A 16,319-nucleotide genomic window follows, 5' to 3' on the forward strand; every position below is an offset into this window, starting at 1 on the left:
AAATGACAGACAAAAAGACAACCGAAAAAAAAGAAACAGAAACAGAAACTGCTGCAACCTTTACAGAAGAACTAACAGCAGTTCTTGAAGAAATAAAAGAAGAACCTGTAAAAGAAAAGAAAAAAGGGGAAATTGTCACCATTGTGAATGAAACAGATATTCAAATTGGTGAAAGAGAGTACCGAATTGTTAAAAATCATCGTGATGCCTTTGATCCTGAACGCTTAGGTGAACGGTTTAGTGAAGTATTAGCGCGTTATGATTATATCGTAGGAGACTGGGGCTATGAACAGTTACGCTTGCGTGGCTTTTTTGATACTTCTAATCGTCGGGCAGCGCCGGATCAACGCATTGATACACTAGAAGACTATTTGTATGAATATTGTAATTTTGGCTGTGCCTATTTTGTAATTGAACGAACAGGGGAACGTAAAGAAAAAACAACGCATCGTCGTCGTCGCCATAAAAAAAATAATCGTTCTAACGCGTTTGTCGAGGAAAAGAGTGCGCCCGCTAATAAAAATAGCAAGCCAGTGATTCGTACGCGAAAAGAAGAAAATAAAAAAACGACTACACCCAAACAGCCTAGTCCCAAAAAATCTGGCAAAGGCTTTACGATTCGTCAACGTGAGGAGTAAACAGAGTGAAAAAAGACTATCAAGGATATTTAATTGATTTAGATGGAACGATTTATTTAGGAAAAGAACCAATTCCAGCCGGAAAACGTTTTGTCGAGCGGTTACAGGAAAAAGATTTGCCTTTTTTATTTGTAACGAATAATACCACTAAATCTCCTGAAACAGTGGCACAACGTTTAGCAAATGAATTTGATATTCATGTCCCAGCATCCCTTGTTTATACAGCGACTTTAGCGACGATTGATTACATGAAAGAAGCCAATCGGGGCAAGAAAGTCTTTGTCATCGGCGAGGCTGGTTTAATTGACTTAATTTTAGAAGCAGGTTTTGTATGGGATGAAACAAATCCTGATTATGTTGTCGTGGGACTTGATACAGAATTATCTTACGAAAAAGTGGTTTTAGCTACCTTAGCCATTCAAAAAGGGGCGTTGTTTATTGGGACCAATCCAGATAAGAACATTCCGACAGAAAGAGGCTTATTACCTGGTGCAGGTTCAGTTGTGACGTTTGTGGAGACAGCTACTCAAACAAAACCAGTTTATATTGGCAAACCAAAAGCGATTATCATGGAACGAGCCATTGCGCATTTAGGCGTGGAAAAAGAGCAAGTGATTATGGTTGGAGATAATTATGAAACCGATATTCAATCAGGGATTCAAAATGGTATTGATAGCTTGTTAGTTACATCAGGTTTTACCCCTAAGTCAGCTGTTCCAACTTTGCCAACGCCACCAACCTATGTTGTTGATTCCTTAGATGAATGGACTTTTTGAGTATGATGAGGTCGAAATTGCGTTTAAGGGAAACACTTGGACTCATTTGTTTGTTTTTAACGATTGTGGCTTTAAGTATCACGATCACGATTAATTTTCGTCCATTGTATCTTTTTGATATCCAACACTTAAATATTTTAAAAGATGTAGAGGTTGATCGTGTGACCTTGATTAAAAATTACGATCATTTAATGATGTACTTAAACAATCCTTTTGAAAAAAAATTAGTATTTCCTGATTTTCCAATGTCTGATAGCGCGGCTTTTCATTTTTATGAAGTGAAAAAATTATTTTTATTGTGCTATGGCGTATTACTAGTTACGTTGTTGCCTAGTGTCCTTTATTTAAAATATTTGGTAAAAAATCAGCGTTTATGGACATTGATACGGCCATTTCAGTGGGGAATGTTTTTGCCTGTGCTTTTTGGCTTTTTCATGCTGATTGGCTTTGATCAATTTTTTATTGCGTTTCATGGATTATTTTTTAACAACGATGCTTGGTTATTTAATCCGCTGACTGATCCGATTATCAATGCCTTACCTGAAGCCTACTTTATGCATTGTTTTATCTTGTTTTTTGTTTTATTAGAAGGCCTGTTTTTGATAGGTGTTTTAATCGGAAAACGTTCTTTAAAAAAATAAAGAGAGAAAAGTGAACAATTCCAAAATTGCTCGCTTTTCTTTTTTATTCAATCTAGTTTTAAAAACTAGATTGAATAATTGTCAAAAGTATGATATTCTTTTTTAGAAATGGTTAGGAGGGTTTTTATGGACGAGATAGAAAAATCACTACAAAATTGGGGCCAACAATTGGAAAATGTTCATTTGCCAAGATGGCATGAGTTACCAGACATTGAATTATATATGGATCAAGTGATTACTCTGATAGAAAAATACTTATCCCCATTGATTACACTGGAAAAACATACTTTGTTAACGTCCTCAATGGTTAATAATTATGTCAAACACGGGTTAATCCCGGCCCCAGTGAAAAAGCGCTACAATCAAAAGCATTTAGCGTTTTTAATTGCGATTACGTTGTTGAAACAAGTGTTAACATTGCCAGAAATTAAGCAAGGCATTTTATTCCAAGGAGCCACGGTTGGTATTCGTGAAGCGTACAATTTATTTTGTCAAGAACAGGAACGAGCGATTTATGTGATTGCTGCTCAAGCGCAAGAAAAAGAAGTTCAGGCCAAATCACAAGAACCTATGGGGATTGAATATTTGGCTGTAAAAGCAGCGACAATGTCTTTTGCTACTAAAATGTTTAGTGAAAAAGTGATTGAATTGGAACAAGAATACTTAAAAGAAATGGATGAGATGACACATGAATAAAGAAAAGATCGCACTACTGGTTGATTCTGGGACAGATGTTCCAGAGGCATTAGTCAAACAATACGGCATGTATGTCTTGCCTTTACAGATTATTTATCCTGAAAAAACCTATACAGATAAGGTAGATATTACACCAGAAGAAGTGTATCAACGTTTAGAGAAAGAAATACCTAGTACTTCATTACCTGATGGTGCAACAATCCAAGCTATTTTTGACAAAATTAAAGAAGCGGGTTACGAAAAAGTCTTAGCGGTGACCATTTCTAGTGGTTTAAGTGGAACGTATAATGTGGTTCGCTTGCTCGGAGAACAAACCGAAGGACTAGATGTATTTGTTTTAGATACAAAGAACATTGGTATCGGGGCTGGCATTCAGGCGATACGAGCAGCAGAATTAATTGAAACAGGATTAGGATGGCAAGAATTACAACAAAAATTAACAGAAGAAGTAGCCAACGCAAAAGTATTTTTTAATGTAGCCACTTTAGAATATTTACAAAAAGGTGGACGAATTGGTTTAGTCACTTCTATTTTAGGGAATGCGCTAAAATTAAACCCCATTATTTCTTGTAATGAAGAAGGCATTTACTATACGGTGGCTAAGTCTCGCGGCCGTAAAAAAAGTCTTGATAAAACGTTTGAGTTGGTGACGAACTTTATAGGTGAGGCACCCCGTTTCCGTTTGGCAGTCGCTCACGGTGCGGCAGAGGAAGAAGCAAAAGCAATGATGGAACGCTTGAAAGCGGCTTTTCCACAAGCAGAAGAAATTTACTTTGGAACGATTAGTCCGGCATTAGTTGTTCATACAGGACCAGGACTTTTAGGTGTTGGTATACAGTTATTAAATGATTAATTAAATGAAAAATCTCCTCAAATTTTTTTGAGGGGATTTTTCATTTAAGATTTCTCTTTTTCATAGAAATATCATTTTGATGAAAAAACAACGAAAATTATATTGAAAATTTCACGAATGTGTTACAATTTGTCTACAAAGGGGGAATTTTTTGTGAAAAAAGCAATAGCAGAATGTTTAGGAACATTTATTCTTGTCTTTTTTGGGACAGGAACAGCCGTTCTAGGAAATGGTATGGAAGGGATTGGAACAACGGGGATTGCCTTAGCATTTGGCTTAACAATCGTTGCTGCTGCCTATAGTATTGGCACAATTTCAGGTGCACATCTAAATCCAGCTGTTTCTCTAGGAATGTGGCTTAATAAACGAATGACAACAATGGAATTAATCTACTATGTAGTGGGACAAATTGTTGGTGGCTTGATTGCCTCATTTGCATTATTAAGCATTCTAAAAGGTGCTGGTAAAAGTATTGAGAACTTAGGTCAAAATGGCGTAGGGGAATTAAGTGTTGCTGGTGCATTGACAGTCGAAATTATTTTAACATTTATTTTTGTTTTAGTTGTCATGACAGTTACAAGTGCTAAGAAAGGCAATGCTTCATTAGCAGGAATCGTAATTGGGTTAACACTAACAATGATTCACTTAGTCGGCATTCCTTTGACAGGAACTTCTGTCAACCCAGCTCGTAGCATCGCGCCAGCCGTTTTTGCGGGTGGTTCAGCGTTATCTGAGTTGTGGATTTTTATCGTTGCGCCATTAATTGGTGGATTATTAGCCGCTCTTGTAGCAAAATTCGTCTTAGATACGGAAGAATAGATTAGCGAAAGAAGAATCTTTGATAACAAGCGTCAATTGTTGTCAGAGATTCTTTTTTTGTTATACTAGGAGAACCTGAAGGCGCATTTTTAGCTAAAGATGAAAACATCATCAAAATAAGGTATAATAGGAAAGTATCAAATAAGATTAGAAGGAAAAAGAGGTGTCTCTTTGTGAAGAAAATTTTAGTAGTTGATGACGAGAAGCCAATTTCAGAGATCGTTAAATATAATTTGGTTAAAGAAGGATATGAAGTATTTACTGCTTATGATGGAGAAGAAGCACTTGAAAAAGTGGAAGAAGTGGAACCAGACTTAATTATTTTAGACTTAATGCTCCCTAAAATGGATGGTTTAGAAGTCGCGCGAGAAGTGCGCAAAACACATGATATGCCAATCATTATGGTGACTGCCAAAGATTCTGAAATTGATAAGGTTTTAGGATTAGAATTAGGAGCCGATGACTATGTAACGAAACCATTTTCAAATCGTGAATTAGTTGCTCGTGTAAAAGCCAATTTACGGCGAGGTGCAACCAATGCGAAAGAAGCCGAGGTGACAACGCAATCTGAATTAACGATTGGTGATTTAACCATTCATCCTGATGCATACATGGTCTCAAAACGGGGTGAAAAAATTGAATTAACCCACCGTGAATTTGAGTTACTTTATTACTTAGCAAAACATATCGGACAAGTGATGACTCGTGAACATTTATTACAAACCGTTTGGGGTTATGATTATTTTGGTGATGTGCGGACAGTGGACGTAACCGTACGTCGTTTAAGAGAAAAAATTGAAGATAGTCCAAGTCATCCAACGTATTTAGTTACTCGTCGTGGGGTTGGTTATTATCTAAGAAATCCTGAACAGGAGTAATCAGGTATGAAGAAAAAAGTTCACTTTTTTCAATCTGTTAATTTTAAGATTGCGTTATCATTTATTCTGCTGTTACTGATTGCGATTCAAATCATTGGTGGCTATTTCATTCGTGAATTGGAAGCCACTACAATTTCCGATTTTAAAAAAAATATGGATTCCCAAGTTGTCCAATTGTCAAACACGTTAAGTACGCAGATGAGCAACAAAGATCTCGAACGTAGTGACGTTGATGCAAATTTAAAAAAAGCGTTATCTGATTTTTCAAATGCAGATATTTCTGAAGCGAGAATTGTCGATGATAAAGGGATTATTCGGGCAACCAATGATTTAAATCAACAAAATATTATTGGCAAAAAGAATGATTATCGTGATTTAAATGACTTTACGAGTAAAAAATATCAAGCTTTAGATAATGATAAACGCGTGTATGTGAATGTCCAGCCGATTCAATCGCCTACTGGAGAAACAGTGATTGGCGTCCTTTATGTGAAAAGTAATTTAGAAAATAAATACCAAGAAATTACCAACACAGCAAGTATCTTTTTCACTGCTTCTATTATTGCCGCAGCAATCTCGATTATTGTGACCTTACTGATTGCACGATCAATCACGAAGCCGATTGGTGAAATGCGCGAGCAAGCCATTCGAATCGCTCGTGGTGATTACGCTGGAAAAGTAGAAGTCCATGGAAAAGATGAATTAGGCCAATTAGCAGAAACATTTAATCAATTATCAGAACGGATTGAAGAAGCACAAGAAACAATGGAAGCAGAAAGAAATCGTTTAGATAGTGTCTTAACGCATATGACAGATGGTGTCATTGCGACGGATCGCCGCGGAAAGGTGATTACGATTAATGAGATGGCCCTTTCATTATTAAATGTAAAAAATGAAAATGTGATTGGGACCTCGTTATTAGAGTTGTTAGATATTGAAGAAGATTACACATTGCGGAAGCTGTTAGAAGAGCCAGATGAACTGCTGATTGATCGCTCAACGTCTGATCGTGAAGAAGACCAAATGATTATCCGGGTAGACTTTACGATGATTCGTCGGGAATCAGGATTTATTACTGGCTTAGTTTGCGTACTTCATGACGTCACAGAACAGGAAAAAAACGAACGGGAAAGACGGGAATTTGTTTCCAATGTTTCTCATGAGTTGCGAACGCCTTTGACAAGTATGCGTAGTTATATAGAGGCTTTGAGTGAAGGAGCTTGGGAAAACCCTGAGATTGCGCCGAACTTCTTAAAAGTCACGTTAGAAGAAACCGACCGGATGATTCGTATGATTAATGATTTGTTGAATTTATCTCGGATGGACTCTGGGAATACACATCTTCAATTAGAGTATGTGAATTTTAACGAATTGATTAATTTTGTCTTGGATCGCTTTGATATGATGATTGAAAATGAGCAAAAAAATTACAAAATTCGCCGTGAATTTACTAAACGCGATTTATGGGTAGAGTTAGATACAGACAAAGTAATTCAGGTTTTAGACAACATTTTGAACAATGCGATTAAGTATTCGCCAGATGGCGGCGTCATTACCTGCCGACTAGTTGAAACACATAATAATGTCGTCTTTAGTATCTCGGACCAAGGTTTGGGCATCCCTAAAAAAGATCTCGGGAAAGTCTTCGAGCGTTTTTATCGTGTGGATAAAGCACGTGCGCGAGCACAAGGTGGGACTGGTTTAGGTTTAGCAATTTCTAAAGAAGTAATTCGGGCCCATAACGGGAGTATTTGGGTGGAAAGTACAGAAGGTGAAGGATCGACTTTCTATATTTCACTACCATATGAACCTTATGAAGAGGATTGGTGGGAATGATGAAATTATCAGAATGGATTACAAGAATTGGCTTGATTTTGATGGTCATTTTAAGTATATATTTTTCAGTCAATATCTGGCTGAATTCTGCCAAAAAAATACCAGAAATGAAGTCGGGAAGCCAAGTCACAACAGCTGTCAATGAAAAAGCCATTGGCGATGTCTATTTACCTTTGCAATTGATTCGAATAGCCGATGGAAAAGCGATGCAAAGTAATCGTGAAACATTAATTAGTAATGTTCAAAATGATATTAAAATGGCTACGTTTGGTAAATTGACACAAGTTGTGACAAAAAATGCAGAGCAACTTAAGCGCTACAACCAAATGGAACAAGGCATTGAACTTCTTTATCAAGGTCCCTTTTTAATCTCGGACTATGCTTCGATTTATAATCTATCCATTAATTTTACTAACTTTAATGAGTTGACGGACCAGTATTTTACGAAAATTCAATTGGATTTTAACGAAAATAAGATACGCTTTTTAGATTATGACCAAGCCAACGTCTATGAAGCGCCCATGACTGTCAATAAGGCGCGCTTAATGGGAATTATCAATAAAGAGGGATTGCAATATCAAGACGTTTCCGAAAATACGCTAACCAAACAAGGGCAATGTTATTTAACCAATGATATGAAGTTGAAAAAGTACAGTTATATCTTAGCTTCGCAACCAGTTACTCGTTTTAGGAATGCTTTTTTCAATGAAACGGAAGATATCCAAACCAATGAAGACAGTCAAGACTTAACCTATACGAGTAAAGAAGAACGATTGTTTGCAGAAGAAAAACTGGGAAAAATCGATTTTAAAGGGACCTTGCCAGAAGAGAATAAACGGGATTCAATCTATAATCAAAGCTTTTCTTATGTAAAACGTTTAGGAACCAATATGGGGAATTTACGTTACTTTGATCGAACGAAAGATAGTGTCAATTATCGGACTTTTGTGGAAGGTTTCCCAGTGTTCAGTAATGATTTAAAAGGCCAAGTGGATATTCGCATCACGAACAACGATGGTGCTGCGCCAAGCGTAACCATTAACACAAGTGTGAATACAATCCAAGTACCGATTCCTTCAGAAGAAGAAGTGACGCTGGAAAGCACGGAAAAATTGATTAAGCGTTTAGAAACGGCTGGTGCTAAAAAGGAAAAAATCCAATCGGCTGTTATCGGTTATACGTGGCAGACAATTGAAGAAGTCAAACAAGTCGTTGATTTAAGTCCGGAATGGTATGTCCTTTATAACAACAATTGGTACACTGCAACGGACTTGGTAAAACAATTACCAAGCTTGGAGGTGGGCTAATGGATTTTAAACGAATTGAGTGGATTTTCTTCTTAGCGTTTTTAGGATTAAATATCTTTTTATTTGGAATTTATCGGGAAGGTCAACAAGAGGAGAGCAACGTCTCTTCTTCCAGCCAAACAGAATCGATTGAAAGTCGGTTGGAAAAAGATAACATCTCGTATAAAGGGACACTTTCTTCAGAACGATTGGAAGGTTATTATTTAAGTGGCGAACAAACCAATTTTTCTGCTGCTTTAAAAATCCAACGTGAAAAGAATAAAAACTTTTTGAGAAATGGGCTGCAAATTGCGGATAATACTTTAACGAGTGTGCCTAGTAAAAACTATTTTATTGATCCTAAGAAAATTGATAAAGATTTAAGTACCTTTTTAAATGAAAAAAATGCTTTATTATTCGGAGACGAATATCAATACTTACCAGAATTTTCTCATTTAAAAGAGCCGACGGCAGAAATTGTGGCTGCACAATCGTATAAAGGAATTCCTTTTAGAGACGACACGGCAAAATTAAGTATTTTAGCAGATACGTCAGGTGAATTATGGAAAATTAGTAAATATTCGCAAACGCACATTGAAAATATTGAAGAGTTACGAGACAAAACGGATTTATATTCCAATCGTGATGCGATAGACACGCTCTATATGAATAATCGGATTCCTAGTAATTCTAAAATAACATTCATTAAATTGGCCTATTCAAGAATTTATAAAATTCGTGAGAAAAATGTATACGTTCCAGTCTGGTTTGTAGGAATTTCTACTGGTGAAGATTCAGTTGAAATTGAACAGGTGAATGCCGTAAGTAATACCATCATCACAAATAATACTGTGCCAAAGGTGGAAAAACATTAAGGTCCGTTGTATAATGAAACACGTTAATGTTGTAATGTAGAAGGGAAGAGTTTTAAATGGATTCAGAGTTTGCTTTTAATATCAGTGTTCTTGCCAGTGGCAGTACAGGCAATTCCCTTTTTATTGAAACCAACCAAAAGAAAGTATTAGTAGATGCGGGTTTAAGTGGCAAAAAAATCACTTCACTGTTAGCAGAAGTCAATCGCAAACCAGAAGATTTAGATGCGATTTTAGTTACACATGAACATCGGGATCACATTCATGGCGTTGGCGTGTTAGCGCGAAAATATAAGTTAGATGTCTATGCCAATGAAAAAACGTGGCAAGCGATGGATCCCATGATTGGCAAAGTCGATGTCGCTCAAAAACATATTTTTGAAATGGGCAAAGTTTTGACCTTGGGAGATATGGACATTGAAAGTTTTGGTGTCTCACATGATGCGATTGCGCCTCAATTTTATCGTTTTCATCGCAATAATCGTTCCTTTGTTGTTCTAACGGATACAGGTTATTGTAGCGATCATATTCGTGGTACGATTGAAAATGCAGATGCTTATTTAGTCGAAAGCAATCATGAAATTGAAATTTTGCGAGCAGGACCTTATCCATGGAGTCTTAAACAACGGATTTTAGGAGATAAAGGCCATTTATCCAATGATGATGGTGCTCTTGTGATGGCGGATGTGTTAGGTGATAAAACAAAACGCATTTATTTAGGTCATCTTAGCAAAGAAAATAATACGAAACTTCATGCGCGAATGGCAATGGAGTCTACTTTGAAGCAAAAGGATTTAGGCGTCGGTGAAGCATTTAAGGTATATGATACAGACCCCAATTCAGCCTCAGAGTTATTTCAAATTTAGAATAATGGTGGTTTATCAGTTTTTGAGCGTGGAGCAAAAATCCAAAGTGATTTTTGTCCCATGCTCATTTTTTGTTCTTTTATCCAGCTGGTTTGACAGAGACATCGGTGATAATACTTTTAAACTCTTAGTTAATTTTTTGACAAATACTTGTGTTTGTCTGGTGTTAGGAGTATAGTTAACTAGATTTTTACTAGTGGGAGGTCTATAATGTTTCAATTTTTACCAAACTCTGTTTTACAGATGAGCACTATTTTTCTTTCGATTATTATCGAAGCATTGCCTTTTGTCATGTTAGGTTGCTTGATTTCAGGCGCTTTACATGTTTTTTTAACACCAGAACGAGTAAAAAAAGTGTTACCTAAAAATAAATTTTTATCAATTTGTGTAGGGAGTTTCCTAGGGTTTTTCTTCCCTTCTTGTGAATGCGGGATTGTACCAATTGTGCATCAATTTGTAAAAAAAGATGTACCAACACATACCGCTTTTGCTTTTATGTTAACGGCACCAATCATTAATCCAATTGTGCTATTCTCAACATACGTAGCTTTTAGTGGCGCAACAAAATTTGTGATTTGGCGAGTTTTAGGTAGTATGATTGTCGCGTGGGTTATCGGCATTTGGTTAGCTTATTTTCGAAAAGAATCAATTTTAACAGAAAAAGAGTTGGCGCAGATTAAAGAAGAGCAGGTTGCTCATACGCATGAACACGTTGATGAAGTTCGTTCATTTTGGAAAAACGGCTGGTCAGCGTTAACCCATAGTATTGATGAATTTTTTGATACAGGTCGCTATTTAATTTTTGGTTCTTTGTTGGCAGCAATCATGCAAACGTATATCCCAACTGGTGCACTTATGCAATTAGGCCATTCAAAGATTTTAGCGATTCTAGTCATGCTAGTCATCGCTGCCACTCTATCACTTTGTTCAGAAGCGGATGCATTTATTGGTTCTTCTCTTTTGAGTTTATTTGGCACAGGACCAATTGTCGCCTTCTTAGTTTTTGGTCCAATGGTAGATATTAAAAATTTATTGATGATGAAACGTTATTTTAAGATGTCATTCATTGTACAATTTGTTTTGATAGTGGCGCTTGTCGTAACTATTTATGCGGCAGTAGTTTAGAAAGGAGGCCTACAATCGATGATACGATTTATTATTTTAATTGGATATATGGGGTTGATGATGTATCTTCAAATTTCAGGTGAACTGAACCAATATATCAATATTCATTATAATTACTTAGCTGTTTTATCAATGGTTTTAGCTTTTATTATGGCGATTGTCCAATTGATTTTGTGGAACCAAGCAGATCCATCAATACAAAAAAAACATGAAGACATGCACCAACATGGGGGACATGAACATCATGGCCATCAGCATAATTTGGAAAAACCCAGCCAAAGAGGGCTTGCCTATTTACTACTTTCTTTACCGTTGATTGTTGGCTTATTATTTCCGACAGTTAGTTTAGACACAACAATTGTTGAAGCAAAAGGATTTAACTTTCCAGTAAGTAAAGAATCAGTAGGGGATCCTGATATGCAAACGCAATATTTGAAACCTGATACAAGTATGTATTTCAATAAGACGGATTATGACAAGCAGATGGCAAAAGCCATGAAACAATATGATGGCCAATCTGTGATTTCAATTACGGATGAAAACTATTTGGAAATTATGGAACTAATCTATAATTATCCAAGTCAATTTGCAGGGAAAAGGATTTCTTATAAAGGCTTTGTCTATAATTCAAAACGAGAAGAAAGTGTTGACCAGTTTGTCTTCCGTTTTGGGATTATTCATTGTGTCGCTGATTCTGGTGTTTTTGGCTTGTTGGTTCATTTTCCTGAACATACGCAATTTCAAAACAATGATTGGGTAACGATTACCGGCACGGTTGAGTTGTCCTATTATCCACCGTTTAAACGACAAATACCAACTGTGCAAGTGGAGAAAGTCAAAGCAGATCAAGCACCAAAAAATCAATATGTCTATCGTTCCTTTTAAAAAAAGTTGGTTGCTTCCTTATCAAATGGAAGCAACCAACTTTTTTGCTGTCTATTTTTTAATTTTGTTGCGTTTACGACGAATAAAACCCAAAGATTCTCTTTTTTCTCGAAAGCTGCGGATATTCTGATTGAAAACCTCAGAAGCGACTAAGCCTAACGCAATTGCCCCAGCAATCATTACAGCTTGCACGGTAAAATAGGCACCTTTTTCATAATTGCCAATTACGATATTCCGAACAGCTTGATAAGCTAAGCCACCAGGTACCAATGGAACAATACCAGGAATATTAAAAATCGTGACAGGCATTTTCAATATTTTTGAGAATAGGTAGCTTACTGCCGCAACACCGACAGCACCGATGAGGGAACCTAATGCTGCATTTCCACTAAAAACTTCAACGATTACCCAATAAAGCATCCAGCTCACACTACCAGTTAGACCACAAGCCACCAGTGATCGTCGAGGAACATTAATAATAATCGCAAACGCCGCAGAAGCTAAAAAACTAAAGATAAATTGTACCAAAACGATTCCTAGCAAGTAAGTCACTCCTTTTAATAGAAAAGTTGAAAGACAAAAGCAATGCCAAAACCAATCATTCCTGAAGTCATTAATGCTTCAGTCCCACGAGAAACACCCGATAAGTAGTGTCCAGCTAGCAAATCGCGAAGAGCATTGGTAATTTGCACACCAGGCACTAAAGGCATGACACAACCAATGATGATTAAATCTTGTGATTGTCCGAGTCCCAATTTGACTGAAAGAATAGCGGCTGCACCAATGAACAACGAAGCTAAAAATTCAGATAAAAATTTAATCTTGAGAAACTTTAAACTAAAATAATAAAGACTATAGCCGCAACCACCAATCAGAAAAGTCAAGAATAAATCGGACCAGACACCACCAAAAAGAATCATAATTGTAGCGCTGACAACGGCCGCACTAACAATGCGTGCGCTAATTGGAAAATGTCGGTGTTCACTATCTATCACTTTTAGTTTATTCAGTAATTCCTCTAAAGAAAAATCACCAGCCACATAAGCACGAGATAGCTGATTCACACGAGAGATTTTTTCTAAATCAATGCCACGTTTCATTACTTGAACCATACGAATCGTGGAGGTTCCATCTATGCCAACAAATAACCCGGTTTGTGTCACATAGCTAACCATTCGATAGTTGCCAGAAGCAAGCGCAATTCGGCTCATTGTATCTTCAACACGGTACATTTCTGCATCGCTTTCTATCATAATTTTACCAGCTAACAAACAGGTTTCTAAAAGTAAATCCAAATGAGCAGGAGTCATTGAGCAAGCCTCACTTTATGTATTTTCTTCTAGTGTACTACAAACGAACCAAAAAGAGGAAATAAATAACAGCTGCAATCGAAAATTTACATCGTAAACAGATTGTTAGCGAATTGTAACATTAAAAGGCTGATATTATTTAATCATAGATATTTAAAAGTTTTCAAAAGAAAAACGTCGATTTTTTCGCAAAATGAATTGGAGGGAAAGGTGATATTCTGGCGATTTAGCAGAGCTTTATTCTTGTTTTATAAAGTTGTGTATTTGTTTTTATAATTTTAAAATTATCGATGGCTGTCATTTTTTTACGAAGCCTTTATTAATAAAAGACTAAGAAATAACAAAAAAGAGAGAAGGAGAAGAAATTTTGTTTGTAGTTTCGGTTCTTTTCTAGTAAAATGAAATTGTATAAAAGTAGAAGTGAGGTGTAGTAAAATGGGTTTTACAGACGAAACAGTACGCTTTGATTTTGATGATAATCGAAAAAAAGCAATCAGTGAAACGTTAGAAACCGTATATCGGGCATTAGAAGAAAAGGGATACAATCCTATTAACCAAATAGTAGGGTATTTACTTTCTGGGGACCCGGCTTACATTCCTCGTTATCAAGATGCTCGAAACTTAATTCGTCGTCATGAACGTGATGAAATCATGGAAGAATTAACCAAATATTACTTAGCGAACCACGGAATCGATATCAAATGAGGATCATGGGGCTAGATGTAGGTTCACGGACAGTCGGTGTGGCTGTTAGTGATTTATTAGGTTGGACAGCACAAGGCATCGAAATTATTCGCATCAATGAAGAGGAAGAGAACTTCGGTTTTGAGCGATTAGGTGAATTGGTGAAAGAATACGAAGTCACGAAATTTGTCGTAGGTTTACCGAAAAACATGAATAATTCCATCGGTCCTAGAGCTGAAGCATCCATGGCATATGGTGATAAGATTCAAGAATTATTTCAATTACCTGTTGACTATCAAGATGAACGATTAACAACTGTCCAAGCAGAGCGTTTCTTGGTGGAGCAAGCAGATGCTTCAAGAGCCAAAAGAAAAAAAGTCATTGATAAACTAGCGGCAGTAATGATTCTACAAAATTATTTAGATGCACATAGCCGATAATTATCGAGCTTTGAATACATCAAGGGAGAGAAGAAGAATGACAGAACATAACCACGATCATGATCACGAAGGACATGAACACATTACTTTAGTAGACGAACAAGGAAATGAAACATTATACGAGATCTTACTAACTGTTGACGGTCAAGAAGAATTCGGTAAAAATTATGTTTTATTATATCCAGCAGGAATTCCTGAGGATGAAGATGTTGAATTGCAAGCTTACTCATATGTGGAAAACGCAGAAGGTACAGAAGGCGATTTACAGCAAATCGAAACAGACGCTGAATGGGATATGATTGAAGAAGTTTTCAATACATTCATGGCTGAAGAAGAAGAGTAAAACTGTAACGAGAGAAGCGCTACTTCTCCTATTGAGAAGTAGCTTTCTTAATAATAATTGTTATAATGTACATGTTGTTTCTATCATAAGATACTATCACTATCATTGAGTGTGGTGGATAAAGAAGGACAGCATTGTCTAGTTTTACAAGATGTTGTAAAAACGTAACATCCTTGTAATGACGTTAATTTGGTAACTGTCTAGCATAATTTATAATTTGTGTTATACTAAGTGTGAGGTTTCAGAAATACTGTTAATTTTATAATATTAAATAAAAAAATGGCTCCACCTACTGGCATAGGTAGAGCCGTCAGAAATTCAGTTAAACAAACACGTAATTATTGGTGTGGTGCATTGCCACGAACTGAAATTCCAGTTAATAAAGCAAGTAAATCAAACATATATTTCACCTCCTTTATTATGATAGCTTCATTATAACATTATCTGTAAAATGATGGTATGTTTAATACAAAAAAAATAGAAAGATTGGAGTTTTGACTGTGAGAGTAGCGGGAGAAAAAATCAAAACAGCGCGTAAAAAGAAAAAATTATCGCAAGCTGAATTGGCAAAAGGAATTTGTACACAAGCAACAATTAGTAACATTGAAAACAAAAATGTGTGTGACAGTTTAGACATTTTCTCATCTGTATGTCTACGTTTAGACTTACAAGTAGAAGAATGTATCGAAGGTTCTAGTGAGAAAAAACTCGAAAGCTTATTAAATAAAGTAGAAGAATTATGCTTTTACTTTAAGCACGATGAAGCCTATGATTTGTTGAAAGACTATCCAGATGATATCGAAAGTTCAAACAGAATTTTAGAAACAAAATTTTTCTATTATAAAGGAATTACGAGTTTATTAGGTAAGAAAAATAATAGCGAAGCATTGTTCTATTTACATCGTGGTTCTGAAATTAGTCGTGATATTAATATTTATAATATTTTGAGTATGAATGCGATCGGTATTTTATATGAATTAGAAGATGATATTGAAAAAGCAAAAGTTTATTACGATAAATCTTTACAATTGCTAAGCGAATTCAAATTAGATTATCCATTAGAGCAATGCCGTATTTATTATAATACCGCAAAATTCTATTCATTAATTAAAGACTATGCAAAGAGTATTGAATTAAGTGATAAAGGAATCGAAATTAATCGGACACACAGTTCTATTTACTCTTTAGATTGCTTATTATACGAAAAAGCGTTTAATAAACAAATGCTAGGACTAGATGCTGTTGAAGATTATCGTATTGCGTACTACTTTACACGTTTCTTTGAAAATAAAAAATTACTTACTTATATTGAAAAAGATATGCAAGAGTTTAACATCAGTTTTAAATAATGAATTATCGTTTCAGATTTTA

Annotated in this window: 19 protein-coding genes; 17 read left to right on the plus strand and 2 right to left on the minus strand. The window is 36.0% G+C overall.

All coding sequences use genetic code 11. From position 1 onward, the window contains the following. The first annotated feature begins 2 nt into the window (after positions 1-2). The 13 genes from IGL42_RS04665 (at position 3) to IGL42_RS04725 (ending at position 12,171) form a co-directional block, all read left to right on the plus strand. On the plus strand, positions 3-638 hold the full coding sequence (locus IGL42_RS04665; RefSeq protein WP_010710466.1) for a YutD family protein: 636 nt from the start codon (positions 3-5) through the stop codon (positions 636-638). A gap of 5 nt (positions 639-643) precedes the next feature. Next, positions 644-1,414: a TIGR01457 family HAD-type hydrolase gene (locus IGL42_RS04670; protein WP_010710465.1), complete on the plus strand. Its 771-nt coding sequence runs from the start codon at positions 644-646 to the stop codon at positions 1,412-1,414. Continuing rightward, positions 1,402-2,055: a TIGR01906 family membrane protein gene (locus IGL42_RS04675; RefSeq protein WP_025191833.1), complete on the plus strand. Its 654-nt coding sequence runs from the start codon at positions 1,402-1,404 to the stop codon at positions 2,053-2,055. The genes IGL42_RS04670 and IGL42_RS04675 overlap by 13 nt, the downstream gene beginning before the upstream one ends. Before the next feature lie 126 nt (positions 2,056-2,181). Further along, positions 2,182-2,751, plus strand: a complete 570-nt coding sequence (locus IGL42_RS04680; RefSeq protein ID WP_002357951.1) for a DUF1836 domain-containing protein — start codon at positions 2,182-2,184, stop codon at positions 2,749-2,751. Continuing rightward, positions 2,744-3,604 (plus strand): DegV family protein, encoded by an 861-nt coding sequence (locus IGL42_RS04685; RefSeq protein ID WP_002357950.1) that lies wholly within the window; start codon positions 2,744-2,746, stop codon positions 3,602-3,604. The genes IGL42_RS04680 and IGL42_RS04685 overlap by 8 nt, the downstream gene beginning before the upstream one ends. Before the next feature lie 117 nt (positions 3,605-3,721). Continuing rightward, the gene (locus IGL42_RS04690) at positions 3,722-4,423 is read left to right on the plus strand and encodes an MIP/aquaporin family protein (RefSeq protein ID WP_016622267.1); all 702 of its coding nucleotides are present in this window, start codon (positions 3,722-3,724) and stop codon (positions 4,421-4,423) included. A 173-nt stretch (positions 4,424-4,596) separates the two neighbouring features. Next, positions 4,597-5,301 (plus strand): response regulator YycF, encoded by a 705-nt coding sequence (gene yycF / locus IGL42_RS04695; RefSeq protein WP_002357947.1) that lies wholly within the window; start codon positions 4,597-4,599, stop codon positions 5,299-5,301. Positions 5,302-5,307: 6 nt separating this feature from the next. Beyond that, the gene (walK, locus tag IGL42_RS04700) at positions 5,308-7,137 is read left to right on the plus strand and encodes a cell wall metabolism sensor histidine kinase WalK (RefSeq protein ID WP_002357946.1); all 1,830 of its coding nucleotides are present in this window, start codon (positions 5,308-5,310) and stop codon (positions 7,135-7,137) included. Further along, positions 7,134-8,444, plus strand: coding sequence for a YycH family regulatory protein (locus tag IGL42_RS04705; protein ID WP_002397184.1), 1,311 nt, complete (start codon positions 7,134-7,136; stop codon positions 8,442-8,444). Before walK ends, IGL42_RS04705 begins: the two co-directional genes overlap by 4 nt. Further along, positions 8,444-9,298, plus strand: a complete 855-nt coding sequence (locus IGL42_RS04710; protein ID WP_002365516.1) for a two-component system regulatory protein YycI — start codon at positions 8,444-8,446, stop codon at positions 9,296-9,298. The genes IGL42_RS04705 and IGL42_RS04710 overlap by 1 nt, the downstream gene beginning before the upstream one ends. Before the next feature lie 56 nt (positions 9,299-9,354). Next, a complete protein-coding gene (locus IGL42_RS04715; protein ID WP_104842523.1) occupies positions 9,355-10,161 on the plus strand; it encodes an MBL fold metallo-hydrolase in 807 nt (268 codons plus the stop codon). A 210-nt stretch (positions 10,162-10,371) separates the two neighbouring features. Next, a complete protein-coding gene (locus tag IGL42_RS04720) occupies positions 10,372-11,286 on the plus strand; it encodes a permease (RefSeq protein ID WP_002379342.1) in 915 nt (304 codons plus the stop codon). Between the two features lie 18 nt (positions 11,287-11,304). After that, entirely contained in the window at positions 11,305-12,171 is an 867-nt protein-coding gene (locus tag IGL42_RS04725; RefSeq protein WP_002379343.1) for a TIGR03943 family putative permease subunit, read from the plus strand. Between the two features lie 51 nt (positions 12,172-12,222). Here the strand turns inward: IGL42_RS04725 and IGL42_RS04730 are convergent, their stop codons facing one another. Both IGL42_RS04730 and IGL42_RS04735 read right to left on the minus strand, forming a co-directional pair. After that, positions 12,223-12,723: a threonine/serine exporter family protein gene (locus tag IGL42_RS04730; RefSeq protein ID WP_002382172.1), complete on the minus strand. Its 501-nt coding sequence runs from the start codon at positions 12,721-12,723 to the stop codon at positions 12,223-12,225. 5 nt (positions 12,724-12,728) lie between these two features. Continuing rightward, the gene (locus tag IGL42_RS04735; protein ID WP_002357938.1) at positions 12,729-13,481 is read right to left on the minus strand and encodes a threonine/serine exporter family protein; all 753 of its coding nucleotides are present in this window, start codon (positions 13,479-13,481) and stop codon (positions 12,729-12,731) included. A 435-nt stretch (positions 13,482-13,916) separates the two neighbouring features. Between IGL42_RS04735 and ireB the strand changes: the two genes are divergently transcribed. The 4 genes from ireB (at position 13,917) to IGL42_RS04755 (ending at position 16,297) form a co-directional block, all read left to right on the plus strand. Beyond that, positions 13,917-14,186, plus strand: coding sequence for a regulatory phosphoprotein IreB (gene ireB, locus IGL42_RS04740; RefSeq protein ID WP_002357937.1), 270 nt, complete (start codon positions 13,917-13,919; stop codon positions 14,184-14,186). Next, entirely contained in the window at positions 14,183-14,605 is a 423-nt protein-coding gene (ruvX, locus tag IGL42_RS04745; RefSeq protein WP_002357936.1) for a Holliday junction resolvase RuvX, read from the plus strand. Before ireB ends, ruvX begins: the two co-directional genes overlap by 4 nt. Positions 14,606-14,642: 37 nt before the next feature. Then, on the plus strand, positions 14,643-14,948 hold the full coding sequence (locus tag IGL42_RS04750; protein WP_002357933.1) for a DUF1292 domain-containing protein: 306 nt from the start codon (positions 14,643-14,645) through the stop codon (positions 14,946-14,948). Positions 14,949-15,448: 500 nt separating this feature from the next. Then, positions 15,449-16,297 (plus strand): helix-turn-helix domain-containing protein, encoded by an 849-nt coding sequence (locus IGL42_RS04755; RefSeq protein ID WP_002385984.1) that lies wholly within the window; start codon positions 15,449-15,451, stop codon positions 16,295-16,297. Positions 16,298-16,319: the final 22 nt, after the last annotated feature.

Source organism: Enterococcus sp. DIV0712 (genome assembly GCF_050554855.1).
Lineage (GTDB): Bacteria > Bacillota > Bacilli > Lactobacillales > Enterococcaceae > Enterococcus > Enterococcus faecalis.

Coding starts and splice junctions, on each gene's coding strand:
- IGL42_RS04665 (WP_010710466.1), top strand. CDS start 3: ATGACAGACAAAAAGACAACCGAAAAAAAAGAAACAGAAACAGAAACT.
- IGL42_RS04675 (WP_025191833.1), top strand. CDS start 1,402: ATGGACTTTTTGAGTATGATGAGGTCGAAATTGCGTTTAAGGGAAACA.
- IGL42_RS04680 (WP_002357951.1), top strand. CDS start 2,182: ATGGACGAGATAGAAAAATCACTACAAAATTGGGGCCAACAATTGGAA.
- IGL42_RS04685 (WP_002357950.1), top strand. CDS start 2,744: ATGAATAAAGAAAAGATCGCACTACTGGTTGATTCTGGGACAGATGTT.
- IGL42_RS04690 (WP_016622267.1), top strand. CDS start 3,722: ATGTGTTACAATTTGTCTACAAAGGGGGAATTTTTTGTGAAAAAAGCA.
- walK (WP_002357946.1), top strand. CDS start 5,308: ATGAAGAAAAAAGTTCACTTTTTTCAATCTGTTAATTTTAAGATTGCG.
- IGL42_RS04705 (WP_002397184.1), top strand. CDS start 7,134: ATGATGAAATTATCAGAATGGATTACAAGAATTGGCTTGATTTTGATG.
- IGL42_RS04710 (WP_002365516.1), top strand. CDS start 8,444: ATGGATTTTAAACGAATTGAGTGGATTTTCTTCTTAGCGTTTTTAGGA.
- IGL42_RS04715 (WP_104842523.1), top strand. CDS start 9,355: ATGGATTCAGAGTTTGCTTTTAATATCAGTGTTCTTGCCAGTGGCAGT.
- IGL42_RS04720 (WP_002379342.1), top strand. CDS start 10,372: ATGTTTCAATTTTTACCAAACTCTGTTTTACAGATGAGCACTATTTTT.
- IGL42_RS04725 (WP_002379343.1), top strand. CDS start 11,305: ATGATACGATTTATTATTTTAATTGGATATATGGGGTTGATGATGTAT.
- IGL42_RS04735 (WP_002357938.1), bottom strand. CDS start 13,481: ATGACTCCTGCTCATTTGGATTTACTTTTAGAAACCTGTTTGTTAGCT.
- ireB (WP_002357937.1), top strand. CDS start 13,917: ATGGGTTTTACAGACGAAACAGTACGCTTTGATTTTGATGATAATCGA.
- ruvX (WP_002357936.1), top strand. CDS start 14,183: ATGAGGATCATGGGGCTAGATGTAGGTTCACGGACAGTCGGTGTGGCT.
- IGL42_RS04750 (WP_002357933.1), top strand. CDS start 14,643: ATGACAGAACATAACCACGATCATGATCACGAAGGACATGAACACATT.